This is a genomic window from Micromonospora pallida, assembly GCF_900090325.1.
Taxonomy (GTDB): domain Bacteria; phylum Actinomycetota; class Actinomycetes; order Mycobacteriales; family Micromonosporaceae; genus Micromonospora; species Micromonospora pallida.
This window is the reverse complement of the sequence record NZ_FMHW01000002.1, coordinates 1,111,435-1,137,825: the sequence shown is the minus strand read 5'-3', so window position 1 is coordinate 1,137,825 and position 26,391 is coordinate 1,111,435. Positions and strand designations below refer to the sequence as shown.

At 71.7% G+C, this 26,391-nt stretch carries 25 protein-coding genes; 23 read left to right on the top strand and 2 right to left on the bottom strand.

Annotated elements, in window-relative coordinates; genetic code table 11:
- The first annotated feature begins 34 nt into the window (after positions 1-34).
- Genes GA0074692_RS05095 through eccD form a run of 5 tightly spaced genes read left to right on the top strand, consistent with a single transcriptional unit; the run spans position 35 to position 6,075 of the window.
- Positions 35-784, top strand: a complete 750-nt coding sequence (locus GA0074692_RS05095) for a WXG100 family type VII secretion target (protein ID WP_091639868.1) — start codon at positions 35-37, stop codon at positions 782-784.
- 33 nt (positions 785-817) lie between these two features.
- The gene (locus tag GA0074692_RS05090) at positions 818-1,924 is read left to right on the top strand and encodes a WXG100 family type VII secretion target (RefSeq protein ID WP_141725166.1); all 1,107 of its coding nucleotides are present in this window, start codon (positions 818-820) and stop codon (positions 1,922-1,924) included.
- A gap of 3 nt (positions 1,925-1,927) precedes the next feature.
- Positions 1,928-4,336, top strand: coding sequence for a WXG100 family type VII secretion target (locus GA0074692_RS05085; RefSeq protein WP_091639863.1), 2,409 nt, complete (start codon positions 1,928-1,930; stop codon positions 4,334-4,336).
- Between the two features lie 57 nt (positions 4,337-4,393).
- Complete coding sequence (locus GA0074692_RS05080; RefSeq protein WP_091639860.1) at positions 4,394-4,696, top strand: YbaB/EbfC family nucleoid-associated protein; 303 nt, start codon at positions 4,394-4,396, stop codon at positions 4,694-4,696.
- Positions 4,693-6,075: a type VII secretion integral membrane protein EccD gene (eccD, locus tag GA0074692_RS05075; protein WP_091639858.1), complete on the top strand. Its 1,383-nt coding sequence runs from the start codon at positions 4,693-4,695 to the stop codon at positions 6,073-6,075. Before GA0074692_RS05080 ends, eccD begins: the two co-directional genes overlap by 4 nt.
- Here the strand turns inward: eccD and GA0074692_RS05070 are convergent.
- Positions 6,072-7,178, bottom strand: coding sequence for a type VII secretion protein EccE (locus GA0074692_RS05070; RefSeq protein WP_141725165.1), 1,107 nt, complete (start codon positions 7,176-7,178; stop codon positions 6,072-6,074). The genes eccD and GA0074692_RS05070 overlap by 4 nt on opposite strands.
- 98 nt (positions 7,179-7,276) lie before the next feature.
- Between GA0074692_RS05070 and eccB the strand changes: the two genes are divergently transcribed.
- The 3 genes from eccB to GA0074692_RS05055 all read left to right on the top strand — a co-directional run bounded on the left by eccB (position 7,277) and on the right by GA0074692_RS05055 (position 10,476).
- Complete coding sequence (gene eccB, locus GA0074692_RS05065; RefSeq protein ID WP_091639853.1) at positions 7,277-8,719, top strand: type VII secretion protein EccB; 1,443 nt, start codon at positions 7,277-7,279, stop codon at positions 8,717-8,719.
- Complete coding sequence (locus tag GA0074692_RS05060; RefSeq protein ID WP_091639851.1) at positions 8,716-9,366, top strand: response regulator; 651 nt, start codon at positions 8,716-8,718, stop codon at positions 9,364-9,366. Before eccB ends, GA0074692_RS05060 begins: the two co-directional genes overlap by 4 nt.
- Positions 9,367-9,816: 450 nt before the next feature.
- Positions 9,817-10,476 (top strand): hypothetical protein, encoded by a 660-nt coding sequence (locus GA0074692_RS05055; RefSeq protein WP_176738226.1) that lies wholly within the window; start codon positions 9,817-9,819, stop codon positions 10,474-10,476.
- 425 nt (positions 10,477-10,901) lie between these two features.
- Here GA0074692_RS05055 and GA0074692_RS05050 read toward each other — a convergent pair whose 3' ends face one another.
- Positions 10,902-11,114, bottom strand: coding sequence for a hypothetical protein (locus tag GA0074692_RS05050; RefSeq protein ID WP_091652629.1), 213 nt, complete (start codon positions 11,112-11,114; stop codon positions 10,902-10,904).
- A gap of 785 nt (positions 11,115-11,899) precedes the next feature.
- Between GA0074692_RS05050 and GA0074692_RS05040 the strand changes: the two genes are divergently transcribed.
- The 15 genes from GA0074692_RS05040 (at position 11,900) to GA0074692_RS04970 (ending at position 26,389) form a co-directional block, all read left to right on the top strand.
- The gene (locus GA0074692_RS05040; RefSeq protein ID WP_245730168.1) at positions 11,900-13,186 is read left to right on the top strand and encodes a serine hydrolase domain-containing protein; all 1,287 of its coding nucleotides are present in this window, start codon (positions 11,900-11,902) and stop codon (positions 13,184-13,186) included.
- A gap of 165 nt (positions 13,187-13,351) precedes the next feature.
- Positions 13,352-13,534, top strand: a complete 183-nt coding sequence (locus GA0074692_RS34555) for a hypothetical protein (RefSeq protein ID WP_176738307.1) — start codon at positions 13,352-13,354, stop codon at positions 13,532-13,534.
- A gap of 243 nt (positions 13,535-13,777) precedes the next feature.
- Complete coding sequence (locus GA0074692_RS05030) at positions 13,778-15,814, top strand: oxidoreductase (protein WP_091652626.1); 2,037 nt, start codon at positions 13,778-13,780, stop codon at positions 15,812-15,814.
- Between the two features lie 101 nt (positions 15,815-15,915).
- Entirely contained in the window at positions 15,916-16,992 is a 1,077-nt protein-coding gene (locus tag GA0074692_RS05025; RefSeq protein WP_091639842.1) for a class I SAM-dependent methyltransferase, read from the top strand.
- On the top strand, positions 16,992-17,303 hold the full coding sequence (locus GA0074692_RS05020; protein ID WP_091639839.1) for a hypothetical protein: 312 nt from the start codon (positions 16,992-16,994) through the stop codon (positions 17,301-17,303). The genes GA0074692_RS05025 and GA0074692_RS05020 overlap by 1 nt, the downstream gene beginning before the upstream one ends.
- Complete coding sequence (locus GA0074692_RS05015; RefSeq protein WP_091639837.1) at positions 17,303-17,698, top strand: nuclear transport factor 2 family protein; 396 nt, start codon at positions 17,303-17,305, stop codon at positions 17,696-17,698. Before GA0074692_RS05020 ends, GA0074692_RS05015 begins: the two co-directional genes overlap by 1 nt.
- Positions 17,699-17,819: 121 nt before the next feature.
- Complete coding sequence (locus tag GA0074692_RS05010; protein ID WP_091639834.1) at positions 17,820-18,929, top strand: ABC transporter substrate-binding protein; 1,110 nt, start codon at positions 17,820-17,822, stop codon at positions 18,927-18,929.
- A 26-nt stretch (positions 18,930-18,955) separates the two neighbouring features.
- A complete protein-coding gene (locus GA0074692_RS05005; RefSeq protein WP_176738306.1) occupies positions 18,956-19,780 on the top strand; it encodes an ABC transporter ATP-binding protein in 825 nt (274 codons plus the stop codon).
- A 12-nt stretch (positions 19,781-19,792) separates the two neighbouring features.
- The gene (locus tag GA0074692_RS05000; protein WP_091639831.1) at positions 19,793-20,647 is read left to right on the top strand and encodes an ABC transporter permease; all 855 of its coding nucleotides are present in this window, start codon (positions 19,793-19,795) and stop codon (positions 20,645-20,647) included.
- Positions 20,644-21,378: an SDR family NAD(P)-dependent oxidoreductase gene (locus tag GA0074692_RS04995; RefSeq protein WP_091639829.1), complete on the top strand. Its 735-nt coding sequence runs from the start codon at positions 20,644-20,646 to the stop codon at positions 21,376-21,378. Before GA0074692_RS05000 ends, GA0074692_RS04995 begins: the two co-directional genes overlap by 4 nt.
- A gap of 34 nt (positions 21,379-21,412) precedes the next feature.
- Positions 21,413-22,777, top strand: a complete 1,365-nt coding sequence (locus tag GA0074692_RS04990; RefSeq protein ID WP_091639826.1) for a M20/M25/M40 family metallo-hydrolase — start codon at positions 21,413-21,415, stop codon at positions 22,775-22,777.
- Positions 22,774-23,625 carry an alpha/beta fold hydrolase gene (locus tag GA0074692_RS04985; protein WP_091639824.1) on the top strand — a complete coding sequence of 284 codons (852 nt, stop codon included), beginning with the start codon at positions 22,774-22,776 and terminating at the stop codon, positions 23,623-23,625. Before GA0074692_RS04990 ends, GA0074692_RS04985 begins: the two co-directional genes overlap by 4 nt.
- Complete coding sequence (locus tag GA0074692_RS04980; RefSeq protein ID WP_091639821.1) at positions 23,622-24,065, top strand: Ohr family peroxiredoxin; 444 nt, start codon at positions 23,622-23,624, stop codon at positions 24,063-24,065. Before GA0074692_RS04985 ends, GA0074692_RS04980 begins: the two co-directional genes overlap by 4 nt.
- Before the next feature lie 202 nt (positions 24,066-24,267).
- A complete protein-coding gene (locus tag GA0074692_RS04975; protein WP_091639819.1) occupies positions 24,268-25,089 on the top strand; it encodes an IclR family transcriptional regulator in 822 nt (273 codons plus the stop codon).
- Between the two features lie 100 nt (positions 25,090-25,189).
- Positions 25,190-26,389 (top strand): CaiB/BaiF CoA transferase family protein, encoded by a 1,200-nt coding sequence (locus GA0074692_RS04970; RefSeq protein ID WP_091652620.1) that lies wholly within the window; start codon positions 25,190-25,192, stop codon positions 26,387-26,389.
- The last annotated feature ends 2 nt before the right edge of the window (positions 26,390-26,391 follow it).

The window sequence follows — 26,391 nt, the reverse complement described above, 5'->3', positions numbered from 1 at the left end:
CCGGCGTGGACGATCTGGCGGGAAGGTGCGAACCATGACGACAGGCTCGTCGTACAACGTGCGGCCGGATGCCGTACGTGGAGTGGTCGGCAACGTCGTCGGCATTTTGCTCCAGGCGTACAGCACGGTGGTCGAGTTGGAGCGGCTGGCCCTCCCACCGACGTCGTTCGCGAAGCTGGGCTCGCCGGTCGCGTCGGCGAACATCGCGATGCAGGGGCAGGTCGTCGGCACCATGCGGACGCTGCTGCAACTGCTGCAGGAGGTCAACGACCTGGTGCACCGTAGCGCTAACGACTACGACGAGGCGGACCGGGCGGTCGCCGCCGCGCTGGGCGGGGGGTCCACCGGCTCCGGTGCGGCACCCAACGCCGTCCTCGCCGGCTACGCGATCAACGACAGCGCGGGCGCGGCGGGCGAGCCGGGATCGGTCGGCAACATCCTGGACTACCTGGGCCGCGCGGGGCTCGGTGAGCTTTCGTCGCGGCCCCTGACCGAGGCGACCTTCCGCAACGCGGGGGACTTCGCCGACTGGCTCGACCGCAGCCCGGCCAACCAGGAACGGGTCGGCCTGCTGGCGGTCTACTCGGGCAGCAGTCGGGACGTCTCCGGCCTGGTGCACCCGGGCGACGTGGTGGTCGTGCAGCCCGCCGGCGACGGAGGCCTGGTGATCGGGGTCGCCGGTGCGGGCGGCCAGCTCTACAACCATGGAGCGGTGGGCTCGGCGGCGGATTCCGGACGCGTCCGGGTCTACCGCCCGATGACGGATGCGACCCCGCTGTGGTGAGCCCCGACGACCTGAAGCCGAGAGAGGTGCGTCGTGTTTGACATCCCCAATTCGGGCGCGATGGACGCCGCCGCCGGCGGTCGTGGGCCCGGTACCGTCGCGCTGCCCACGATCGTGGGTGGCAACCCGCAGGCGATCCTCGCCCACGCCGCGGCGTTGACCGGGCGGGTGGCCCGGCTGGTCACTCTGTTGGCCGACCTGGAGCGGGCCCGCGACCAGCTGCGTGAGGTGTGGTCCGCCGGCTCGGCGAGCGACTCCGTGGTGCAGAAGCTCAGCAGGTCCTTCGCCAGCTTCCAGCAGATCATCGAGACCGTGTACGCCGGCATTCGGGAACTCGAGGGTGCCGCCGCGCAGTTGACCACCGCGCAGGGGGGCTACCGGGCGGTGGTCAGCGCGGTCAACCCGACGGTGGCCGCGCTGATGTCCAACCCGTACACCCGGGCGGCCGGTCGGGCCCTGGCGGTCAGCACCACCGGGATCCTCAAGGCGTTCCTCACCGGTATCGGTGGCATCCTCTCCGCCATCGGGGTGACCAACCTCGGCCAGATCCTGACCGGTCTGGCCACCATCGTCGGCCAGGTCGAGCAGTTGTTCTCGAAGAACAACGGCGGCGGCGCGGGGTCCGCCCCGGCGCTGCCGGCCGGCAGCGCGGGCAATCCCGTGCTCGCGCCGCCACCGATGGCCAGCATCGCCACCGGCGCGGGCCAGGCGGCCCTGGGCGGCGGCTACGGCATGCCGTCGTTCACCGGCGCGGGCTACCCGGCCGGCGGTTCGATGAGCAGTTACGTCCCGCCGGCGCTCGGCACCGACCAGTGGGTCGCGGTCCAACCCGGTCAGTCCTCGCTTCCCTCCGGTGGCACGCCGGTGACGACCACGCCCACCGGTCCGGTGCAGATCCTGCCGATCCCACCGGCCGCGTCGGATGACGGGCCGCCGTCGTCGGCGCCGTCCAGGCCCTCCGCCGACGGCGACGACGACGAGGTGACGATCACGGCCAGCAGGGGCGACATGACGCTGACCGTCGAGGTGCCGGTGGACACCGGACGCGCGTTCGACATCGAGGTCACCGCCAGCTCCGGTGGGCAGACCGTCAACGCCGACATCAGCGTCGGTGCCGACGGCTCGGTCAAGGTGGACTGACCGGTGACCGGCGTCTCCCCCGTCCTGGTCGGCCACACCGTGAATCTGTCGGGCGCGCTGTCCTGGCTGCTCGACCGGTACGCCACGGTGCTCGCCGAATACCGCCGGCAGATGACCGGCGACCCGGCCGGGCTGCGGACCGTGGCCCACTCCTACCTGACGATCGCCGACCAGGCAGCGGGCGTCTCCGGCGAGTTGGTCCGGCGCCGCAGCGGGCTCGCGGCGCACTGGCACGGCTCGGCGTACGACGCGTTCGGCGCCGCCGCCGGCCGGGTCACCACCGGGCTGGACGGCACCGAGGCGCGGCTGCGCCGGCACGCCGCCGCGCTGGAGCGTGCAGCCGGCGGACTGGAGGCCGCCGCGAGCACCGCCGACACGGTCATCGCCCGGTTCCGGGCCAACGCTCAGCTCCTGGTGGCTGCCGCCGGGGCGGTGCCGAGCAGCCAGGTCTCCGCTCTGCTCGGCCACGCCCGCAACGTCGGTGAGCAGGCGTTGAGCGCGATGCGCGGAGTGTGGGACCGGCTCGGTGCGGTGCTGGCGCAGGTCGCCACCGAGCTCGGCGGGCCGCATTCGGTGGGCGCCGCCGGTCCGGCCGCCGCGGCCGGTGCCGACGGACGTCTCGCGGGAGAGACGGTGCGGGCCGCGCTCGCCGGAGACGCCTCGCCCGCGCAGTTCCGCCAGAGCATGGCGCAACTCGCCGTGATCACCGACCGGGTACGCACCGGCCAACCACCGTCCGCCGCGGACAAGGCATTCCTGACCTCGTTCTACGGCGCGCTCGGCGACCGGGTGTTCGACCTGCCGGGCTACGTCAACGCCACCGAGCACCGCTACCACACCAGTCTGTTCGGCATCTTCGGCGAGACCGCCCCGGGTTTCGCCCCAGCCGACCGGCAGGCGATGTTGCGGACCGTCGGCAACGGCATCCTGACCCTGTCGCAGGACCCGGCCGACCTGCCCGCCGCGATCCGCGATCTCGTGCACACCAGGGCGGCCACCGAGACCAACATCGGCACCAACTCGTTCGGCTTCACCCACGAGGTGCCGTCGACGCCGGGCCGGGCGCCGTTGACCGGGGTGCTCGGCGAGACGGTCTACACCAACCGGCTCGACGTGCCCCGCTACGCCCAGTGGGAGGCGTTGTCCCAGATGACCGGCGCGGCCGACCGGGACGTCGTCGCCGGCGCCGACTACTCCGCCGCGGTGACCCGTCGGGTCGGTGAGATCGCCGAGGTGACCCAGCGACTCGACGACGTCTCCCGGCACAGCCCCAATCAGCCCGGGTACCACGTGTCGACCGACGACGCGGTGCTCTGGGACAAGCCCCGGGTGGATGCGACGTTGACCACGCTGCTCGACGTGTCCACCCGGAACCACGCCGCCGACGCGGCGCTGGCCGGCGACGGCGAGACACTGCGCCGACTGGCCGGCTTCGCGTGGGCGGACGACGGAAGCACCGCGGGCCGGGTCGTCGACTGGATCGGTGCCGCAACGGCCGATCCCGTCGAGCGCGACCTGGCCCGCGGTGCCTACGTCAACCTCGCCCAGACGATGACCGACCCGGCGTCGTACCCGCAGACCCTGGCCGCGATGCGGGAGAACCCGCACTTCGCCGAGGCGATCGCCCGGGCCACCGTGCCGAACATGGACCTGTACGCCCAGCCGCTCGACGGACTGGACACCGATCCGGCGGCGCAGCGCCTGGGCAGCACCGACGCCCGACACATGCTGATGCTCGGTCAGGTCACCCAGGACGGCCGCGACGAGATCAGCGTGGCCGCCGACCTCTACCAGGAGTACCTGCTGCGCCAGGCCGACGCCGGCACGATCCCGATGGAACAGGCGGGCCGGTACGCCGGCAACGTCGATGGCCTGACCAACGCCGCCGCCGCCAACGCGATCTGGTACGCCAACGTGCAGGACGCCGAGCAGGCCACCCGTACGGCGCAGGAGGCGTACGCCCGACAGGTGGCGATCGCCAACGCGGTCAAGGACGTGGTCGGGTTCGGTGTCGGCAAGGTGCCGCAGGTCGGTGATTTCGCCGGCTTCGCCTTCGGGCAGGCGGCCGACGTCGTCAGCGGTGCCCTGCAGGCACCCGTCCCGGTGCAGCCGCAGAGCCTGCCCACCGACGTGTTCCACCACCCGCAGTTCACCGGCAACGGGACCGTCTACACGGCGGCCGGCGACCTCGCCAGTTTCGAGCTGCGCAACGGCGGATCGGCCCCGACCGTACCGGTCGGCGCGCTGCACGGCGCGGCCACGGAGGAGGCCGTACGGTGGGCCCGGGCCGACCCGGGCCGGGCCGACTACATGGACGCCTACACCACCGCCGCGCAGTACGTATACCTCGCAAACCTTGCGACCCATACCCGTGAGTCGATCCAATACGACGTGCAGGGGCGGCGGCCGTAGCCCGTTGGTGGGCCACGGCGCCGCGAGGTGGCGGTGACACCGGAAGGAAGACGACAGATGGAACCGGCGATCGAGGATCTGCTCGCCCAGGTGCATGAACAGCAACAGCGGATCGAGGAGATCCAGCGCTCGGTGGCGACGATGGAGCTGACCGGGTACGCCGGCAACGGTGACGTCACCGTGAAGCTCAAGGGCGACGGCCGGTTCACCGAGGTGACCATCGACCCGCAGGTGCTGCGTCGCTACGACGCGGACACCCTCGGTCAACTCGTGCTGGAGGCGGTGAACGACGGCCTGGCCAAGCTGGCGGCGGCCAACGAGGCGAGGTACGCCCCGCTCCTCGGCGAGGCGCAGCAGTGACCACTGCGGTCGCCCCTCGACGGGTCACCGTGGTAGCCCCCCACGCCCGTCTCGACGTGTCGTTGCCGATCCAGAGCACGGTGGCGGAGCTGCTTCCGCAACTGGTCCGGCTGCTGGCCACCGACGCCGACCGGGCCGACCGGGCCGGCGGCATCGGCTGGGAACTGCGTCGCTTCGGTGGGCCGCCGTTGGACGGCGCGGTCACCGTCAGCGGCGCCGGGGTGCGCGACGGCGAGGTGCTCTACCTGGGCACCGTCGACCGCCGGGCCACCCCGATGATCTTCGACGACGTGGTGGACGCCATCGCGAGCGCCGCCGCGGACCGGCCCGGAGTGTGGCGGCCGGCGGCGTCCCGGAAGGTCGGCGGTGCGGTCGCCGCGCTGGCCTTCACCGCAGTGGCGGTCGCGGTCGGCCTGAGCGGGCTGGCCGCGTTGACCGTCGCGCTGCTCTCCGGCACCCTGGCCCTGGCGCTGCTGCTCGCCGGCGGAGCGTTGGCACGGGCGTTCGGCGACCAGGGTCTGGGCGCGGCGGTGGCCGCCGGCGGCGTACCGGCCGCGATGATCGGTGGAATGGCGGCGATCGGTGGTCCGGACGCGGCGATGGAGCTGACCCCGAGTCGACTGGCTCTGGCCGGCACGACGGTCACCCTCTACACGGCGCTGGCCGCCGTGGTGGTGGCGGAGCAGCGGTTCGTCGCCGCCGCGGTGGCTGCCGCGGTCGGTAGCCTCGGCGCACTCGCCAACCTGCTCACCGCCTCCTCGCCCGCCTCGGTCGCGGCGGTCACCTGTTGCCTGGTGGTGGTGGCCGGTCCGGCGCTGCCGATGCTCGCTCTTCGGCTCGGCCGGCTGCCGCTGCCCGGCGTACCAACCGACATAGAGGCGTTCCGCGGGGACGAGCGGCCCACGCTCGGGCCGGAGGTGGTCGCGGACACCGAGGCCGCTGAGCGAATCCTGACCGGTCTGCTCTCCGGCCTGGCAGTCATCGTGGCCGGCTGCGCCGGGATCCTGCTGTGGAGCGGTGGTCGCTGGGCGTGGGCCCTGGCTGGTCTGGCCGGCGTGGGGCTGTTGCTCCGCGCCCGCGCCTACGCCGGCGTCGGCCAGCGGGCCGCCCTGTTGCTGGCCGGTACCGCGTCGGTGCTCGGCATGACGGCTCGGGTGAGCCTGGCCGGCGGACCCGGAACGCGGCTGCTCCTCGCCGGGCTGCTCCTGGTGACCGGAGTGGTCTGCGGGACGTACGCGGTCCGGGCCGCCGCCAAGACACCATCTCCGTACTGGGGCCGGCTGCTCGACGTGGTCGAGTTTCTGGCGCTGGTCAGTCTGGTGCCGGTGGCGGGCGCGGTGCTCGACATCTACGGCGCGGCACGCGCATGGGGCGGCTAACCCACTGGCAGGCCAGCCAGCGGCAGCGTGGCCCAGGCCGCCTCGGCATGTGCCCCGTCCAGTGGGACCAGGTCCCGGTCCAACCCGGCGGTGGCCTTTCCGACCGCCTCGGCGACCGCCTCCCGGGACGGCCCGGCGGGAACCCCGAGCCGGATCAGCGCCGTGCTGCGGGTACCGCCGCCGCGTTGCCGGTCCCACCGTACCGACACGGCACTGACCAGCGCCGGTGTGCCGGCGTGCCGGCGAAGCAGCGTGGCCACGTCGCTCAGGCTCCGGGGGGCTCGGCGTGGCCGGAAGCAGACCTGGTGCAGCATGCCCAGCGACCAATAGTGCCAGGTCTCGGTGCCCGGATCGTCCGCACGCCGTGGATCGATACCGAGTACGGCGGCCCCCGCGTCGCGCAGCTGACCGCCGTCGAGCGTGGTGACCTGATGCCCGCCGGCGCGCAGCTCGTCGGCGAGCCGCAGCGCGGCGGTGCCCGCGGCGCGTACCGCACCGATCCCGCCGCCGCCGCGGGCCCGCACCGCCCGGCTGGCCATCTCGGGGTCGAACCGGATGGCGACCCAGCGCTCCGCGTTGCCGGTGCCGGGCGAGGTCCAGTCGACCAGCTGCGCGCCGGCCAGCGGCAGATCGGGGTCGTCGTAGCGGGACAGCAGCCGGCGCAGCAGATCGTCGAGGTCACCGTCGGATTCGACGCGCAGCAGCGCGCTCCACGAACGGCCGTCACCGGCCAGCCCGATCCGGTTACCCGCCCGGTCCGCTTCGGTCCGGGTCCGCAGGCCGGGCAGGGCCGGCAGGGCACGCCCGGCGCGGCGCCGGAAGCGGTGCCGGACCACCACCCAGTCGGACAGCCACCGGCCACGCCAGCGCACCCCGGTGGCGAGCACCACGCCCGCCGCTACCCCGGTGAGCGTGCCGCCGACCACACCGGACGGTCCGCCGGCCGCGACCGCACTCAGCACCGCGGTCTGCCAGAGCATCAGCCGGCCGACGCCGAGCCCGCGCAGTGTGCGCGGTCCCGCCGGCGGCACGGGCAACGGCGACGCAGCCCGCTGCCGTGCGGAATCGCGGGGCGGTGCGGTGGCCGGTGCGGTTGGCGGCATGACTCGGCTCCCTGGGCTCGATCTCGTCGGCGATCCGTACCTTGTATCCGTAGTTCTAGTGCACCAGGCGGGCAACGCACCATGGCGGGGACAAACTGATGTGGACACAGCGCGACCAAGTGCAGGCGTACCAGTTTCTCCGCCGCCGGCTCGTCTCGGCGTTGCAGGTCGGTGACGCCAATCACCCGGTGTCGCCGAGCCGCCGCCTGGTCATCGGGTGTGCGCTGGGCGCGGCCGTCGCCCTGCTGGTCACCGCCGGCTTCGGCGTGTACGGCTTCCTGCGGCCCGGCGCGAACACCGACTGGCGCAAGCCCGGTCAGGTGGTGCTCGACAAGGACACCGGAGCGGCGTACGTGATGGGCGCCGACGGGTTGCTGCACCCGATGCTCAACTATGCCTCCGCGCGGCTGCTGGCGGGCGGTGACGGCACCGCCACCAGCCGGGTGTCGAACAAGTCGCTGGCGCGGGCACCGCGCGGCGTCCCGCTCGGGATTCCCGGCGCGCCGCCGTCGTTGCCGGGCCGGGATCGGCTTCTGACCGGACCCTTCACCGTCTGTGCGCGGTCGGCCGACGGTCGGCCGGCAGGCACCGCGCCGGTCACCACGGCGCTGGCCGGGGTTCCGCCGGTAGGCGGCGAGGTCGATCCGGCAACCGCGTTGCTGGTCGCCGGTCCGGACGGCACCGAGCACGCGGTGGTGGCCGGGCGTCGGCACCGGATCACCGACCAGGCCACCGCGGTTGCCCTCGGCTACGACGCGGTACGCCCGCTGCCGGTCAGCGCGGCCTGGCTGAACGCGGTGGTCGCCGGCCCCGACCTGCGACTGGTCACTGTGGCCGGGGTGGGCTCTGCCGGGCCTCGGGTCGGTGACCGGAGCACTCGGGTCGGCCAGGTGCTCGCCGCCACGACCGTCGGTACCGAGCCCCGCTACTACCTGGTCTACGCCGACGGGCTGCTGCCGATCGGACAGACCGAGGCGGCGCTGGTGCTCGGCAACCCGGCCAACCGGGCTGCCCACGCGGAGGGCGCGGCGCGCGAGATTCCGGTGACGCCGGCCGACGTGGCGCAGTCACGGCCGGTGGCCGGGAAGGCCGCCGACTATCCGGCCCGACTCGCCCCGCCGGCCGAGGTGCCCGGGGAAGGAGCCGCGGTGTGCGCCACGGTCGACGACGATCGGGCGGTGGTCAGGCTGGGCGCCGGCACCGGGGTGCCGGCCGGGGCGAAGCCGTTGGCAGCCGGTGGTGGCACGCGAGCCGACGCGGTGTTCGTGCCGGCCGGCCGGGCCGCGGTGGTCCGGGAGCGATCCACACCGCAGGCCGCCCTGGGCACCGTCTTCCTCCTCACCGACCAGGGCGTCCGGTATCCGGTACCGGACGGCGACGCGCTGAAGGCGCTCGGATACGGGACGGTTCGGCCCACGCCGGTGCCACCGACCGTGCTGGCCCTGTTCCCGGTCGGCCCGGTGCTGGACCCGGCCGCCGCCGGCCGGCCGGCCACGCAGGCTGTCACCGCCCCGGTCACCGGCGCGGGGGAGCCCCGGTGACCGGCGTGCCGACGATCGAGGTGTCGGTCGTGGAGGACCACCCCCTCTATCGGGCCGCGCTGGTCCGGGCGCTCGCAGACGCACCGGATGTCCAGGTCAGGGTGACCGCCAAATCGGTGGAGGAGTTCGCGGCGTACCGGCAGCCCGGCGGTGGGGTGGTGATCCTCGATCTACGGCTGCCGGGGGTACGCGACGCGGCGGCGGTGGTCGCGGTCACCGAGATGGGCCACCGGGTGCTGGTGGTGTCCGCGCACGGCGATCAGGCCGACGTACTCGGGGCGATCGCCGCCGGGGCGCGTGGCTACCTGACCAAGGACGCCGACGCCGACGAGATACTCCGGGCGGTACGGGAGATCGCCGCCGGCAACACGTACGTGTCGCCGACCCTGGCCTCGATCCTGCTGGACTCGTCCCGGGGGCGACAGCCGCTGCACCGGGTGCCGTTGTCGGACCGGGAACGTCAGGTGCTGTCACTGCTGGCAGCCGGCGAGCGGGACCAGGACATCGCGGAGGCGTTGTCGATCAGCGTCCGTACTGTCCGATCCCACCTCGACCGGATCCGGGAGAAGACAGGGCGTCGTCGGCGACCGGAGCTGACCCGGCTGGCGATCGAGGAGGGCATTGCCGCACCCGCACAGAACCGCTGAGCGCACGGTGGGACACCGGACAGCAGGGCCCACACGATGACGTCACGCCCCGCACTCCGTGGGCCGCTCCGGATCAGGGGCGTCAGGTCGGAGGGGGCGCGCTTTTGCGCGGGTTGCGTCCACGGGAGTGGTGTACGACTTGCCCGTGTTGGGCGTGTTGCATAGTTAAGAGACGGCCATCGCGTCGATCCTTCGAGACGACCAAGTCAGAGAAGGAGAAGAGAACGCGATGGCCGCATCAGAGAGTGTGAACCCTGTTGACCTGCTGCGCGAGCAGATCAAGGGCGCATCCCCGGACTCGCGCCAGGAAACCACACCGGATTCCCGGGCGCGACCGGATTACCCCGTCCGCCCGTTGGTGAGTGGTGTAGCTGAGCGGCGTACGGCCGGTTCACGGCGAGAACGGATGTGGCTGCCCGCCGGAGAGAGGCCACAACTACGGTGGCTGCCGTGACGGTGTGGGAGCTCTGGCGGCAGGACGACAACGGCAACCGGGTCCGGATGGGCGTCTTCGCTGATCGGGTCGAGGCGCTGGCGAAGATCCTGGCGCTGGAGTCTGGTGTGGTGCACAAGCAGACCTACTGGGTCGACGGGCCACCCGGGCCGGTCTGCCGCACGAACCGCGACCTCTACCGGCGCCTCGTCTCGGAAGGCGAACGCATGAACGCCGCCACGCGCAGTTTGGACGTGTTCCTGCGTGCATGGTGGCGGGTCGCCCGGCCGCTGTCGGATCGGGTCTCGCTGGACCTGGATACGGTCGCCGCGATGGTCGCGGCGGCGGGCATGGTCGAGCCGGCACCGCTGCAGGCGTCGTGGCGTTCCGCCTCGTTTCGCTACACCGACGAGCCGACGTCGTACGCTGACTGGGAAGCCATCGTGCTGTCTCAGATCGCGGACCTGGCCGACTTCGCCGATCAGGGACCGCTGGACGAGTACGCCCGGTTCGGCATGGACACCCCCGGACGGCAGCATGTGTGCGAGCCACGGACGTCCGCTGGTACAACTTTGACCCGCAGTCCTACCTGGAATGCGGGATGGCCGGAGCACTCGGCGGCTGGAGCGAAGACGACGGCCTCCGAAAACCGGTTCCTGGCCCCGTTGTGGCGTTGATGAACGAACCGGAGCCGGGTGAGCACACCATCGGCTCCCTCGGCTGGTCCGACCTCGCAGAGCTGGCCCGATGCGGGCAGGAGTACGAGTAGCACGCCGCAGCCGAAGTCCCGGGCGACACCGGGAACGGATGCCCCCGCGCCACGCAGGGGATCGCCCCACGGGGCGCCGCACTACCTCGTCCCGCCGCGCCCGGCGCCCTGCTGCGCCACGGGCATCAATCTGTCCGAACCCATGCTGTTGGTGACCGGCATGCCGGGCGCGGTGGCCAAGCTCCGCTGCTGCCCACGACACGCCACCACGATCGTTCAGGCCATCCGCGTCCTACATCACGCCCAGACCAGCCGAACCCACGATGAGAAACGCACGGATTCTGGAGACCCGTCCGGCACCGTCAGGTCCCGTTCGAAGAGCTCATCCTGGCGCTATTTCTCATAGGTTCGGAGGCCGTTACCCATCGCGAAAAAGGTTGGAGCCCATTCGCCGATGAAAATGCCCCAGCGGTCTGCGCGGTCGATGCCGGCTTTTTCGAGGCGCTTGGACAACATCCAGCCGACGAAGGCCGCGCCGATGCTCGCCATGCCGGCCATGTAGCAGTGCTCGGCCCTCAACCCTGACTTGTGCAGTTGCTCCAACATCCTCATACACCCTTCGCAGTCGTAACCTGGCCTGTCGGCCACAACGCGACCAGCGACTACCCCTGGACAGTCGACCTACACCTACCCACCATCGACGAGCTGACCAACGCAACTTGTGGCCTGCGGCGCCGTGGAGAGGCGGAGAACGCCAAAATTCGTCAAGTACCGTCGCGCGCGGGTGCCCTGGGCATCCGGCCGCAGCGAGTGCAGCGCCGAGGCGAGTGCGTCCAGGCTCACCTCGAGAACTCCATGATCATCTCGACGGCCTCACCCGCTTCCTTCGCCTCCGGGTGGGCCACTCATCCCGCGAGTCCCCAGCTCAGCAACCCGCGAGCCGAACACGCAATCACCCCGGCCCTGACCCGAGCCGGGTGACGCTGGAACATTCCATAGCGGCTGGTGCCGCGACAAAGGTGCTGTGAAACGACGGCCACAGCTTCTTCAATGGTTCTTCACGACGCCTCCGTACGGTGTGCGGTCATGGGACGCCAACAAAAGCGCAAAGGCGCGCGAGCCCCGGTTTCCGCCGAGGTCGCGGCCGTGGCGGCGGGGTCCGCCGTCGCCATCGGCACCGCAGGCACGGCGAGCGCGACGGCGTCCACTGAGGACTGAGGATCCTGGTAGTTGACAGCGCAAGACTGCGCCAAGTCCTCGATCAGCAGCACCGCATCCGCCCAGTATCCCCAGCACCGCACGTGGGTGGCGTGGTTCGGCGACCGGTTGCCGATAGGCGGTCGCCGGTAAATCTGCACAGTGCGCTTGTCGATCGGGAAAGGACCGTGATCGTGGATTCAGTACGTGGTATCGACCGGCGGCGGCTGGTCGGATGGGGTGGGTTGGCGGCCGCCGGCCTGGTGGCGGCCGGCGTGCCGCTGGTGGACGCCGAGCCCGGCCACGCTGCCCCGGCCCCGACCGGCTCCGACGCACTCTTCGCACCCGAGCCGTCCGGGCACCACCGGATCCCGCCGGAGACCCGGCCCGGCGGTGCCTACGACCGGTACGTGGCAGAGCTGGCCGCCGAGGACAAGTTCTCCGGCGTGGTGCTGCTGTCACACCGGGGTCGGACCGTGTTGTCGCGCAGCTACGGCATGGCCGACAAGGAGAAGGGGATCCGCAACCACGAGGGCGTCGCGGTCAACCTCGCCTCGGCGAGCCAGCCGTTCCTGGCGGTGGCCGTCCTGCAGTTGGCGCAGCAGGGCAAGGTGAGCCTGTCGGACAAGGTGGGCACCCACCTGACGGGCTTCGCCACGGAGATCGCCGAGCAGGTGACCATCCACCACCTGCTCACCGTCACCGCGGGGCTGGACGCCCCGATGCCGGACTGGCAACGCGTCTTCACCAGCAAGGAGGAGGTGCACACGTACTACGAGCAGTGGACCCGGCAGGCGACGCTGGTGGTTCCCCCCGGTTCGGGCGACCAGGCCCACCTTGCCGGCGGCGGCGCCGGCCTGGCGATCGCGGCGCAGATCGTGGAGGCCGTGACCGGCATGACGTTCTGGGACTACGTGCACGAGCACGTCTTCGGCTGCTCCGGCATGACCGGTTCGGCGTTCTACACCAGGCCGCAGTGGCTCACGGACGAGCACATCGCGCACTCGTACATGCGGCAGGCCGACGGCAGCCGGGTGGACGCCGTCCGCAACCTGGACAAGGGCAGCCCGAGTCCGCAGATGCCAGGCAGGAATCCGGGCCGCGCCTTCATCGGTTACGCCTCGGGCGACGGGTTCGCCACCGCGCCGGACCTGGTCCGGTTCGCGCACGCGCTGCGCGACGGCACGGTGCTGGACCGGCCCTTCGTCGAATTGCTGACCGGGGCCAAGCTCCCCGGCCGCACGCCCACGTCGTACAAGGCGTACTCGGGTCCGCTCCACCTCCTCAACGGACGCCAGTGGGTGTTCGGCCGCGGCGGGGCCAACGGCGGCAGCGTCGCCAACTGGAACATCTACCCGGACACCGGCTGGGTCGGCGTCGTCCTCAGCAACTACGACGACATTCCGTTGCAGGAGATCCTCCGGCGGGAGACCCAGGCCATCACCGGCCAGCCAGTCGACCCACCGGGCGGTGGCGGCTGACGGCCGCCACGGCTGGCCGACGCGAAGCGATGGGATCTCCTGACGGTGGCGAAGGCCTCGCAGCGCGCCTCAGCGGCGGTGACAGTCGGGGCGGCGTAGATCTCCCGCAACGCGGGAGTGATCTTCTGCCTTGCGGTTGGTGTGTCGCAGTGAGGCCCGCACGGGGTGCACGACGCACTGCCGGTGCACCGCCTGCGCCCAGACCTGCTCGATGGCGTCCGTCTTGCCCTCGAACTGTCGAAGCACACCACGAACACATCCTCGACGCACGGTGGGATCGGCGGCGAGCTTGCCGACAGCGCCGCCGAGCGTCGCGGCAACGTACGGCCGTGGTTGGTGCCGCATTGATCCACGTCCGCCGGAAGACCAAGTGATGGCCACCGGCAACGTCTGTGAAACACGGCCGGTCCCGCTGTTCCGCTGAGAGAAACAGCAGGTCAAGGGCGTGTCTCGAAATAAGTTACCAGTCAGTATCTTATTGACTGCCGGTCAATGCCTGACCTAGCGTTCCCCCCAATCGAACGGCGTGTGGCTCAACCGAACGAACGTGGTTCGGTGTGTCGGACACCGTCCAGACGGGAGGCCGTGGGCATGGCCAACGACGGACAGCTTCGATCACTACTCACCCCGGTGCATCTGGGGTCGATGCGCCTGCGCAACCGGGTCTTCGTCCCTGGCCACACCACCAACTTCGGGCACCGGAACGAGCCCACCGCGCGGCTGGCCGCGTACCACGCCGAACGGGCCCGTGGCGGTGTCGGTCTGATCATCACCGAGGCGATCCGGGTCCACCCGACCAGCGCCGGGCGCAGCATCAGCCTGGGTAGTTTCAGCGACGCGGTCATCCCCGCCTACCGGGCGGTGACCGACGCGGTCCACGAGCACGGCGCCCGGATCTTCGCCCAGATCATGCACGCCGGACGGCAGGCCAACGGGGACGCCACCCGCACCGCCGCCTGGTCCTCCTCACCGGTGCCGTGGGCGGCCGGTGCGCACGTACCGCACGCGATGGGTCACCGCGACGTCGCGGTGGTCGTCGAAGCGTTCGCCGCGGCGGCGGGCCGGATGTACCGGGCCGGCTTCGACGGGCTGGAGGTCCACGCCGGACACGGCCACCTCCTGCAACAGTTCCTGTCGCCGCACACCAACCAGCGCGCCGACGCGTACGGCGGCAGCCTGGACAACCGGCTGCGCCTCACCCGCGAGGTGCTCGCCGCCGTGCTGTCGGCCGCGGACCTTCCCGTCGGGCTGCGGGTCAGCGCCGACGAGTTCCTTCCCGGCGGACTGGACCCGGACGCCGTGGTGGAGATCGTCGCCCGACTGAAGCACGATTTCCCGCTCGCCTACGTCCACGTCAGCCACTCCGCCTACCACGGCAGTTACTCGCTGGCGACCCAGATGGCGGACATGAGCTTCGGCCACGCCCCGTTCCGGCACCACGCGGCGCGGTTCAAGCGTGAGTTTCCGGACCTGCCCGTGCTGGCAGTGTGCCGCCTGGACAGTCTGCCCGAGGCCGCCGAACTGGTCGCCGCCGGCGAGGCCGACCTTGTCGGTTTGGCCCGTCCACACATCGCCGACCCGCATCTGGTCAACAAGGCGGCCGAGGGCCGCCAGCACGAGGCCCGCTCCTGTCTGGCCTGCAACCAGGGCTGCATCGGCCGGCTGGAGGCGAGCCTGCCGATCTCCTGCGTGGTCAATCCCGAGGTCGGCGCCGAGCGGGAATGGCGTACCGCCTGGCGGGAACTGGCCAGCGCCGCCGGTGGTGGCCGCCGGGTGCTCGTGGTCGGCGGCGGACCGGCAGGTCTCGCGGCGGCCGTCGCCGCCCGTCGCGCCGGGCACCAGGTCAGCCTGGCCGAGGCCGGTGACGACCTCGGCGGGCAGGTGGCCGTCGCCGCCCGGGTGCCCGGCCGGGAGCGCCTCGGCCTGCTCACCCGCGACCTCGCCGCAGAGATCCGGTCGGCCGGCGTCGACGTGCGGCTCGGCTGGCGGCCGGGCGTCGACGCCGTGCTCGCCGGCGGCTACGAAGACGTGGTCGTGGCTACCGGGTCCCGCCCGGCCCGGCGACCGCTGCCCGGCGGACCACCGGTGCTCGACCTGTGGCAGGCGGTGACGGATCTCGTCGCGCCGCCCGGCGGCACCCGACTGGCCGGCACGTTCGTGGTGATCGACGACGAGGGGACCTGGGCGGCTGCGTCCGTCGCGGAGGGCATCGCGCGGCGGGGCGGCAGGGTGCACTTGGTCTCGCCCATCGCCGGGGTCGCCGCCCGGATCACCACGTACTCCCGGCTGGCGTTGCTGAAACGCTTCGCCGACCTGCGGGTCGCGGTGCATTCGATGCGCACTGTCCGTGCGGTGGACGCCACTACGGTGGCGCTCACCGGCCCGTTCGCCGACGCCGACACCACCCTCGACGACGTCACCGCGGTGGTCGACGCCGGCTCGGCGGTCGCCGTCGACGACCTGTTCCGCGAACTGGACGCCCTGCCCGACGGGCCCACCGTCCACCTGGTCGGTGACGCCAACGCCCCCCGCACCGCGCTGGAGGCGGTCTACGAGGGCCGGCTGGCCGGCGCCTTCCTCGGCCGCCACGACACACCCGCCGCCGAGCTGGTGAGCCATGCCCACTGACCCGTGCCGTAGGCCGGCGATCCCCGGCGCCCGGCCGACCGCTCGACCCGTACCGCAACCGACCCTGACCCGCACGGTCGGCCCGACCCAGAGGAGTTGAGTTGTTGGACATCGAGAAACGCCTCACGCTGGACGAGCGCTCGGCCGTGGACTTCGTCCTCGGCCTGCGCAAGCGCTGGGCAGACACCGTCTACCCGGCACTGACCCGGGAGTACGCCGCTACCGGCGGGCAGGCGGAGGACATCGCCGAGGCCGGCCGGGCGCTGCGGGAGCTGTCGTTGTACCCGTGGTTCAGCCACCTGGAGCGGGTGCAGCAGAAGATGCTGTGGAAGACCGCCGGCGACGCGGTGCTCAGCCGCCGCGACGAACTGGCCGAGCAGCTCGCGGCGATCCCCGCCCAGCCGGTGGGCTCGCTGCAACTGGACCCCGACCTGGCGCTGCCGGACTGGTACACCGACTACGACATCCACATCCAGCCGGGCGGCTTCTTCTCCGACGACATGTCCGCCTACGTTTACGAGTTCGGCGCCCGCATCGTGATGCTGCGCGACAACGACGGCTACAAGTTCCACAAACTGTTCACCGACACCGCTCTGCCCGACCTGCCGGCGGCGACCCGGGTCGTCGACATCGGCTGCGGGTTCGGCAAGAGCACCCGGCCGCTGGCCGGCCGGTACCCGACTGCCCAGATCATCGGGATCGACCTGGCCGCGCCCGGGCTGCGGCTGGCGCACGCCGAGGCGGAGGCGGCCGGGCTGGCCGTCGACTACCGCCAGGGCGACGGGCGGGCCACTGGCCTGCAGGCCGGCTCCTGCGATGTGGTCACCGGGACAATGGTGCTGCACGAGATGCCGGCCGAGGCCATCCAGGAGACCATCGCGGAGGCCGCGCGGCTGCTCAGGCCCGGCGGCGCACTGCGGTTCCTGGAGTTCCAGCTCACCGGTGACCCGCTGCGCGACGCGACCGTCTATGAGCACGCGGAACGCAACAACGAACCGTTCTTCCACGCGCTGTTCGGTTCCGACCTGGTGGCGCTCTGCGCCGAGGTGGGCCTGACCGACGCCACGTGGACGCCGTTCGACGAGCGCCGCAACGGCATGCAGCCGGAGGGTTGGGGCGACCGTTCCGAGTGGCACTTCCCCTGGGCCGTACTCTCCGCGACCAAGCCGGAGGCGTGATGAGCAACGAGTTCGACTACTTCGGCGACCCCCGGTCCGGCAAGCTGTTCGACCTGGTGCTCCAGCTCTCCACGGAGCTGCACGTGACCCGGCAACGGCTCCGGGTCGTGGAGGCGCTGCTGGTCCGCCGGGACGTGCTCGGCGCGGGCGACGTCGACGGCTTCGCCCCGGAAAAGGACGAGCAGCAGCTCCTCGACTCCGAGCGCGACGCACTGCTGATCCGGCTGATGCGCATCCTCACCGAGGACGGTCCCGCCGAGCACCCGCTGCGGGACCAGTGGGAGGCGGCGCTGCGCGGCAAGAGCGGCTGATGGACCTGACGCAACCGGCCAGCCTGGTGGACCACTACCTCCAGCTATGCGAGGACCGGCAGCTCGACCGGGCCGGCCGGCTGCTCGCGCCGGGCGCCCGGCTGGTGTTCCCCGGGGGCCGTCACTTCGGCTCCCTCGACGAGATGGTCGCGGCGTCGACCGGGACCTACCGGTGGGTGCGCAAGCACCGCGACCGGTACCTGGTCGGCACCGACGGCGACGACATCGCGGTGACCTCGCTGGGCCGGCTGTACGGGCAGTGGCCGGACGGCACCGCGTTCGACGGGATCCGGTACGCCGACGTGTTCCGCGTCCGTGACCGGCTGATCGTCGAACAGCACGTCTTCAACGACCTGGCGGTGGTGGTGGCGCAGCGGGAAGCCGCTTCCCGCTGACCATCCACCCCGGACCGCCACAGTCCTCATCCACGCCGGCAGAGCCGGCTGAACAGTCCTCATCCCGGCCGGCAGAGCCGGCTGAACAGTCCTTCCTTCCAATCGTTGACGAGGTGTTCGGATGAAGCAGAAGTGGGGTTTGCTGCCGGCGGCGTTGGTCGCTGCGGTGGCACTGGCCGGATGCGGGGGCTCCGGTGGGGAGTCGAGCGCCAAGGAGGGCGCCCCGGCGGAGTTGACCTTCGCCATCGCCTCCGCGGTGATCGGCCCGAAGGAAGAGGTCGCCATGTTCGCGGTGGCCAAGGAACTGGGGTACTTCGCCGAGGAGAAGCTGACCGTCGAGACGATCAACACCGACGGATCGGTGGCCGCCCTGCAGGCGGTCGCCACCGGCAGCGCCGACGTCACCGCCGCCGACAGTGGTTCCATCCTCGGCGCGGTGGAGAAGAACGTGCCGGTCAAGGCGATCGGCGGCCTGGTCCAGAACTGGCCGTGGGTGATGGCGGTGAAGCCGGACAGCACCATCAGCGGCGGTGCCGACCTGCGCGGCAAGAAGATCGGCGTGATCAGCCTCGCGTCCGGCTCGGCGCCGTACGCGCGGGCCTACGTCGCGGCGGCCGGTCTCGACCCGGCCAAGGACGTGGAACTGCTGCCCGTCGGGGTCGGCGCGCAGGCCGCCGCCGCGCTCAACGACGGCCAGGTCGACGTCCTGGCGCTCTACACCCAGGCGTACGCGGTTATCGAGAACGCCGGTACGACCCTGAAGTACCTGGACAACCCGGACACCTTCGACGGCATCCGCTCGCTGAGCTTCGCCGTCGGGGCACGCAGCCTCGACGACAACAAGGACGTGTACACCCGGTTCCTGCGGGCGGCGTACAAGGCGATGTTGTTCTCCGCGAACAACCCGGAGGCGGCCATGCGGATCGGCTACCAGGTCTTCCCGCAGATCCTCGCCGGCAAGCAGGCCGCGGAGCAACTCCCCAACGACGTGCGCAGCCTGGAGGCATGGCTCAAGACGGCCACCCCCGCCTCCGGCGACCCCAAAGACTTCGCTGATTGGGGCGCCATCGACGACCAGGAGTGGGCCAAGACACAGGCGTACACCAGGGAGGCCGGTCAGATCACCGGCGAGGTGGCGCTGGCCGACCTGTGGGAGCCGGGCCTGCTCGCCGGTGCCAACCAGTTCGACAAGGCCGCGGTGCTCGACAAGGCCGCCAACTACACCAAGTAGCAGCAGCGGACGCGGAAGGGATGTCGATGGCCATCAAGGCGGTGGGTCGCCGGACACAGCAGCCGGCAGCGGTGTCGCAGGGTTCCTGGATCGAGGTCGTCGGTCTCGACAAGCGGTATCAGCCGCGCAGGTCGGCCCCGACCCAGGCACTCAGTGATATCAACCTGACCGTGCGGCGCGGGGAGTTCGTCTCCGTCGTCGGACCCTCGGGATGCGGCAAGACCACCCTGCTGAAGATCCTCGCCGGCCTCAGCCCGAAGACCGGCGGCGCCGTGCGCATCGCCGGCCGGGAGGTGAGCAAGCCCCTTCCCGAGGTCGGGATGGTGTTCCAGGCCCCCACGCTGCTGCCCTGGCGCACCATCTTCGACAACATCATGGTGCCGGCGGAGATCCAGAAACTGGATCGCGCGAAGCACCGCGAACGCGCCCAGCAACTGCTGAACATGGTGGGCCTTTCCGGCTTCGAGCGGAAGTACCCGCACGAGCTGTCCGGCGGCATGCAGCAGCGGGCCGGCATCTGCCGGGCACTGGTGCACGACCCGGCGGTGCTGTTGATGGACGAGCCGTTCGGCGCGCTCGACGCGATGACCCGCGAGTACATGAACGTGGAGTTGCTGCGGATCTGGCGGGAGAGCGGCCAGACCGTGGTGCTGGTGACCCACTCGATCCCGGAGGCGGTGTTCCTCTCCGACCGGGTGGTGGTGCTCAGCCCACGCCCCGGACGCATCGCCGAGATCGTGCCGATCGAGCTGGAACGCCCGCGGGACCTGAGTGTCATGTCCTCCGACCGGGCCGGGGTGTACGTGGACCGGATCCGCAGCCACTTCAACGCCGCCGGCGTTATCGACTGACAAGGGGACGCCATGGCAACAACCGATGTGGTCGACACAAGCCCGCGCGCCGGCGCGCCGAAGCCGGACGGGCCCGCCCGGCGCCCGCTGGACCTGCGGGAACGACCCCAGCTCTGGCTGGTCCCGGCCGTGTTCGTCGTGGTCGTGGTCGCCTGGGAGTACGGCACCCAACTGCTCGAGGTCGACGAGTACGTGCTGCCCCGGCCGTCGCAGATCGTCGAGGCGCTGCAACGGCAGCTCACCGACGCCCAGTTCTGGGGCCACTTCTGGGTGACCACCCAGGAGGCGCTGCTCGGCTTCGTCATCGGCGTGGGCGCGGCGGTCGTGCTCGGCACGGTCATCTCCCAGATCAAGGTGGTCGAGGCGACGCTGATGCCATACATCGTGGCCTTCCAGACCGTGCCCAAGGTCGCGCTGGCCCCGCTGTTCGTGCTCTGGTTCGGCTTCGGCCTGACCAGCAAGGTGGTGATGGCCGCGGTCATCTCGTTCTTCCCGATGCTGGTCAACGTCATCGAGGGGCTGCGCGCCGCCGACGCCGACCGGATCCAGATGCTCACCGTGTTCGGCGCGAGCAAGGCACAGATCTTCCGGATGGTCCGGCTGCCCAGCGCACTGCCGTTCATCTTCGCCGGGCTGGAAATCGGCATCGTCTTCGCCATCCTCGGCGCGGTCGTCGGCGAGTTCATCGGCGCCAAGGAAGGTCTGGGCTATCTGCTGCTGCAGACCAACTACAACTTCGACATCGCCGGGATGTTCGCGGTGCTGGTGGTGCTCTCGGTGATGGGGCTGGTCGCCCACTTCGTCATCCAGTTGCTGCAACGCCGCCTCGCCTTCTGGGCCGAGGACACCAAGGTGATCGGCGCATGAACCCGAACAGGTTCGACGGGCGGGTCGCCCTCGTGACTGGCGCGGCGCGGGGCATCGGTGCCCGGATCGCGGCGACCCTCGCCGAGCGGGGAGCCACCGTGGCCCAGGCCGACGTGGCGCAGGATTGGGCCGGCCTGACCGGCGGTACGCACACCCGGCACCGGGTCGACGTCCGCTCCGCGCCTTCCTGTCAGGACCTGGTGGCCGAGGTGCTCGACCGGCACGGCCGGCTGGACCTGCTGGTCAACAACGCCGGGGTGGTCCGCCGGGGGCCGGCGGCGACCATGTCCGAGGAGGACTTCACCACCGTCCTGGACGTCAACCTGACCGGCACCTTCCGGATGTGCCAGGCCGCCTACCCGGCCCTGCGCGCCGCCCGGGGCGCGGTGGTCAACCTCGGCTCCACCAACGGACACATCGCGGTGCTCGACACCGTCGGCTACTGCGTCAGCAAGGCCGGGGTGCTGCACCTGACCCGGGTGCTCGCCCTGGAGTGGGCCCCCGACCAGGTCCGCGTCAACGCGGTCGGTCCGACCATCGTGCCCACCGACATGACCACCGACGTACGCGGCGATGCCACGTACCTCGCCGACAAGCTGGCCACCATCCCGCTGGGGCGGATGGCCGAGCCCGCCGACGTCGCCAACGCGGTCGCGTACCTGCTCAGCACCGCCGCCGCGATGGTCACCGGCCAGACGATCTTCGTCGACGGCGGCGTGACCATCCACTGAACTGCCACCACCCCCGACCAGCGGGAGGAAGCCCATGACCCACCCCGACACCGCCGCCGCGCTCGCCGCAGTCGACGCCCACTTCGACGAGTTCGTCGAGGAACTGCAACAGCTCTGCCGCATCCGCAGCCGTCGCCAGGAACCCGAGGAGATGGTCCGCACCGCGGAGTTCATCGCCGCCTCGGTACGCAACTGGGGTGGGCAGGCAGACGTCATCGAGTGGGAACACTCCTACCCGTACGTGCTGGCCGAGGTGCCCGGCGCCGCCGACCGGTCGCTGCTGCACTTCACCCACTACGACGTGGAGGTGGAGCCGGCCGGCGACGACGCCGACTGGATCAGCCCGCCGTACGCCGCCGAGATCCACAACGACCGGCTGTACGCCCGGGGGGTGGCCGACGACAAGGGCGCGCTGATGTCCCGCATCCACGCGGTGGCCGCCTGGCGGCTGGCCGGGCTCACCCCGCCGGTCACCAGCCGGTTCATCGTGGAGGGCAAGAAGTGGCTGCACAGCCCCGGTCTGGGCTCGTTCGTCACGGCCCACGCCGAACGGCTGACCAGCGACGGGACGCTCTGGGAGAACTCCTGGGTGGACGGGCAGGACCGGCTGCTGCTCAAACTCGCCGAGAAGGGTGTGCTGTACCTCCGGCTCACCGCGCATACCCTGCCCCGGGACCTGACCAGCCAGAACACCGTCCTGCTGCCGGCGGCGACCGCCCGGCTGGCCGCCGCGCTGGCCCGCCTGCAGGAGCCCGACGGCACGGTCACCGTCCCCGGCTTCGCCGACGACGTACGCCCGCTGACCGACGCGGAGCGTGACCTGCTGGCCGAGGTGGACTTCGACGGTGAGTTCCTACGTCGCCGGGCCGGCGTCGACGGCTTCACCGGCGGCCTGGACGACCGGCAGGCGGCCGAGGCGATCCGTACCGTGCCGACCCTGACCGTCACCGGCATCGCCGGCGGAGACATGCGCGACGACGTCACCCTCGGCATCCCGGCGACCGCCTCGGCGAAGCTGGAGATCCGGCTGGTGCCCGGTCAGGACCCGGACCGGGTGCTCACCGCCATCCGCAGGCACCTGGCCGCCACCGGCTTCGGTGACCTCGACGTCGAGGTGATGGCCACCAGCCGGCCCAACGTCACCGACCACCGGGACCCGTTCGTCGCGCTGGTCGCCGATGCGGCCCGCCGGGTGTACGGCACCGAGCCGGTGATCGAGCCGTACACACAGTGGATCGGCAACCAGGGGGTGCTGGCCGGCCGGCCGATCGTCGGCGTCGGGGTGTCCCGGGCCGACTCCGGGGTGGACGGCCCCAACGAGAACATCCGCCTCGACGACTACCGGGCGGGCATCAAGCACGTGGTGGAGGTCATGGCGGCCATGGCGGTGACGGCATGAGCGAGCGAGAGGCAACCAGCCGGGCACGCGGAACCGGGCGGCGTGGCTACGTCGACGTGCCGTGGGGCCAGGTGCACTACCGTACGGCCGGCGACGACGACGCCCCGGTGCTGCTCATCGTGCACCAGTCCCCACTGTCGTCGGCCACCTACGACACCGCGCTGGCCCCACTGGCCGCCCGGGGTCTGCGGGTGGTCGCCGTGGACACCCCCGGATTCGGCCTCTCCGACCCGCCGCCGCGTCCCTGGTCGATCCCGGAGTACGCGGCCGGGCTGTGGCAGGCCGCCGACGCCCTCCGCCTGGGCCGGGTGCACCTGCTCGGGCAGCACACCGGCGCGGTCGTCGCCGCCGAGGCCACCCTGCGCGACCCGGAGCGGGTGCACCGGCTCATCCTGCAGGGCCTGCCCCTCTACGACGAGCAGGAGCGGCAGGAGAAAAAGACGTCGTACGCGCCGGGCTACGTCCCCGACCGCGACGGCAGCCACCTGCGGGTGATCTGGGACCGGGTGTACGGCCTCTACCCCCGGCTCACCCCGGCGGAGGCCGACCGGCAGGTCGCCGAGTACCTGCTGACCGGCCCGGACTACGCCACGGCCTACCGGGCGGTCTTCGACCACGAACTCGACACCGAAGCCCTGACGAAGACCGGAATCCCCACCGTGCTGCTGCACGGCGACGCGGATCTGGTGCACCGGTTCACCCCGGTGGTGCGGGCCGCGCTGCCCCACGCGCCGCTGGTCACCATCCCCGGCGGCACCGACTTCGTCGCCGACGAACAGCCCGAGGCGTTCGCCGACGCGGTCGCCGCCCAGGTCCACGCCAGCGGCTCCGAGGAGACGGCGCGATGAGCGGAGCGACCGTACCGGCTGAGGTCACCTACACCGCGACGGTGCGGGTCAGCGGCGGGCGGGGCGGCACGGCACGGTCGCTGACCGGGACGCTGCGGGTCGACCTGACCCGCCCCGCGCAGCGCGGTCCCGATGCCCCGGGCACCGACCCGGAAGAACTCTTCGCCGCCGGCTACGCCGCCTGTTTCGACAGCGCCCTCGCGGTGGCCGCCCGCCAGGAAGGCGTACGCACCGGTTCGACCAGTGTGACTGCGTCGGTGTCGCTGCGGCCGACCGGCGACGGCCGGTACGCCATCGCCGTGGCCCTGGCGGTGTCCGCGCCCGACTGCCCACAGGGTGACCTGGAGCGGGCCGTGGCGGCGGCGGACCGGCTCTGCCCGTACTCCAATGCCCTGCGGGGCAACACCGCCGTGACGATCCGGGCCGATGGACACCAGTGACCCGCGTGGGACCGCGTTGGTGACGCCGCCGTCGGCACTGCCGGGCGGCAGCGTCTCGCCGGTGCCGTGGTGCTCGCCGCCGTGGCGCTGGTGGTCGCCCGGGAACGGCCGCGACGATGGGCGGGATTGCCGCCGGGTACGCCCGCGCCGCCGTGAGCGCCGGCCGTCCCTGCGCCCAGGTACATCGACAGTGAGGACAGCCATGACCACCACGCCCCTCGTCGAGCGGGACGACACCCGCGTCCGCTCCGGCCTCGGCCGGGCCCTCGACGTCATCAACATCATCGCCGACCGGGCGCCGGAAACCCTTGGCGTGTCGACGATCGCGCGGGAACTGGGCCTGCCCAAGGCGGTGGCGTACCGGATCCTGAAGGAGTTGGTGGCCGACGACTTCCTCAGCTTCAACGAGGACACCAAGCGGTACCGGCTCGGCGCCGGCGCGCTGGCGGTGGGACTGGCCGCGCTGCGTGCCCTGGACGTGCCGGACACCGCCCGCCGCTACCTGGTCCACCTGGTGCGCGACAGCGGGGAGACCGCGACGCTCTCGGTGCGGCAGGGCTGGCTGCGGGTCTACATCGACCAGGTGCTGTCGCCGCACGAGGTACGCATGTCGGTGTCCCTGGGCACCAGCCACCCGTTGCACTCGGGCTCGTCGTCCAAGGCGATCCTCGCCGCCCTGCCCGACGCCGAGGTCGAGGAGTACCTCGCCCAGCCGATGCGGCAGGTCACTCCGTCCACCATCACCGACCCCGGCGCGTTGCGCGCCGAACTGGCCCTGGTCCGGCAGCAGGGCTACGCGGTGAGCATGGGAGAACGGCAGAACGGGGCGGGCAGCGTCGCCGCGGCGGTGCGGTACGGCACCGGGCAGGTGTTCGGCTCGATCTCGCTGTGCGGGCCGCAGGACCGGTTCACCCCACAGGTCTGCGCGGCGCACGGCGCCCTGGTCGCGGCGGCGGCCGGCGAGATCTCCGCCGAGCTCGGCTACCGGATCCCGGGGGCGCGGACGCCCGCCGATCCGGGCTAGACCAGGCCGCCCCGGCGACGGGGACCGACACGAGACCGCTGGGCGGGGCACCCCGTACCCGCCCGGCCGACACCGATTCGGGGATGGGGAGGTGGACCTGGTGAACGACGGACCGCTCGCGGGAGTGCGGGTGCTGGACGTCTCGACGATCCTGGCCGGGCCGCTGTGCTGCCAGATCCTCGGCGACTTCGGCGCTGACGTGATCAAGATCGAGCACCCGACCGCCGGCGACAGCATGCGTGGGCACGGTAAGTCCAAGAATGGGCAGCCACTGTGGTGGAAGGAGATCTCCCGCAACAAGCGTACGGTCGGGCTGAGCCTGTCCGCCCCGGAGGGGGCGGCGCTGCTGCTGCGCCTGGCCGAGAACGCCGACGTGCTGGTGGAGAACTTCCGGCCGGGCACGCTGGAACGCTGGGGGGTCGGGCCGGCGGAGTTGCACCGGGTCAACCCCCGCCTGATCATCGCCCGGATCACCGGCTTCGGTCAGACCGGCCCGTACGCCGGCCGGGCCGGCTTCGGCACCCTGGCCGAGGCGATGAGCGGCTTCGCCCACCTCACCGGTGCTGCGGACGGCCCGCCCACCCTGCCGGCGTTCGGCCTGGCCGACAGCATCTGCGGCATCGCCGCCTCGTCGGCGGTGATGATGGCGCTCTGGCACCGGGACCGCAACGGCGGCACCGGCCAGGTCATCGACCTGAGCCTGCTGGAGCCGATCATGGCGGCGGTCGGCCCCGGCCCCACCGTCTACGACCAACTCGGCATCGTCGAGCACCGCCACGGCAACCGGTCGACCAACAACGCCCCGCGCAACACGTACCGCACCCGCGACGGCACCTGGGTCGCGGTGTCGACCAGCGCCCAGGCGATCGCCGAGCGGGTGCTGCGGCTGGTCGGGCATCCGGAGGTGATCGAGCAGCCGTGGTTCCGTACCGGCGCCGGTCGCGCCGCCCACGCCGACGAACTCGACAAGTACGTCGGCGACTGGATCGGCGCCCGGACCCGCGAGCAGGTGAGCCGCGCGTTCACCGAGGCGGGTGCCGCCGTGGCCCCGGTCTACGACGCCCGGGACATCGTCGAGGACCCGCACGTACGGGAGACCGGCATGGTCACCGTGGTCGACGACCCCGACCTCGGGCCGATGCGGATGCACAACGTGATGTGGCGGATGTCGGCCACCCCCGGCCGGATCCGGTTCACCGGGCGTGCGCCCGGTGCCGACACCGACTCCCTGCTGATCGACGAACTTGGCTGCGATCCGGCCGAGATCGCCGGCCTCCGAGACCGCGACATCGTCTCCTGACG

What these genes read in the sequence shown, in the direction of transcription:
- GA0074692_RS05095 (WP_091639868.1), top strand. Translation starts at nt 35, where the DNA reads ATGACGACAGGCTCGTCGTACAACGTGCGGCCGGATGCCGTACGTGGA.
- GA0074692_RS05080 (WP_091639860.1), top strand. Translation starts at nt 4,394, where the DNA reads ATGGAACCGGCGATCGAGGATCTGCTCGCCCAGGTGCATGAACAGCAA.
- GA0074692_RS05070 (WP_141725165.1), bottom strand. Translation starts at nt 7,178, where the DNA reads ATGCCGCCAACCGCACCGGCCACCGCACCGCCCCGCGATTCCGCACGG.
- eccB (WP_091639853.1), top strand. Translation starts at nt 7,277, where the DNA reads ATGTGGACACAGCGCGACCAAGTGCAGGCGTACCAGTTTCTCCGCCGC.
- GA0074692_RS05050 (WP_091652629.1), bottom strand. Translation starts at nt 11,114, where the DNA reads ATGTTGGAGCAACTGCACAAGTCAGGGTTGAGGGCCGAGCACTGCTAC.
- GA0074692_RS05030 (WP_091652626.1), top strand. Translation starts at nt 13,778, where the DNA reads ATGGCCAACGACGGACAGCTTCGATCACTACTCACCCCGGTGCATCTG.
- GA0074692_RS05020 (WP_091639839.1), top strand. Translation starts at nt 16,992, where the DNA reads ATGAGCAACGAGTTCGACTACTTCGGCGACCCCCGGTCCGGCAAGCTG.
- GA0074692_RS05015 (WP_091639837.1), top strand. Translation starts at nt 17,303, where the DNA reads ATGGACCTGACGCAACCGGCCAGCCTGGTGGACCACTACCTCCAGCTA.
- GA0074692_RS05010 (WP_091639834.1), top strand. Translation starts at nt 17,820, where the DNA reads ATGAAGCAGAAGTGGGGTTTGCTGCCGGCGGCGTTGGTCGCTGCGGTG.
- GA0074692_RS05005 (WP_176738306.1), top strand. Translation starts at nt 18,956, where the DNA reads ATGGCCATCAAGGCGGTGGGTCGCCGGACACAGCAGCCGGCAGCGGTG.
- GA0074692_RS05000 (WP_091639831.1), top strand. Translation starts at nt 19,793, where the DNA reads ATGGCAACAACCGATGTGGTCGACACAAGCCCGCGCGCCGGCGCGCCG.
- GA0074692_RS04995 (WP_091639829.1), top strand. Translation starts at nt 20,644, where the DNA reads ATGAACCCGAACAGGTTCGACGGGCGGGTCGCCCTCGTGACTGGCGCG.
- GA0074692_RS04990 (WP_091639826.1), top strand. Translation starts at nt 21,413, where the DNA reads ATGACCCACCCCGACACCGCCGCCGCGCTCGCCGCAGTCGACGCCCAC.
- GA0074692_RS04985 (WP_091639824.1), top strand. Translation starts at nt 22,774, where the DNA reads ATGAGCGAGCGAGAGGCAACCAGCCGGGCACGCGGAACCGGGCGGCGT.
- GA0074692_RS04980 (WP_091639821.1), top strand. Translation starts at nt 23,622, where the DNA reads ATGAGCGGAGCGACCGTACCGGCTGAGGTCACCTACACCGCGACGGTG.
- GA0074692_RS04975 (WP_091639819.1), top strand. Translation starts at nt 24,268, where the DNA reads ATGACCACCACGCCCCTCGTCGAGCGGGACGACACCCGCGTCCGCTCC.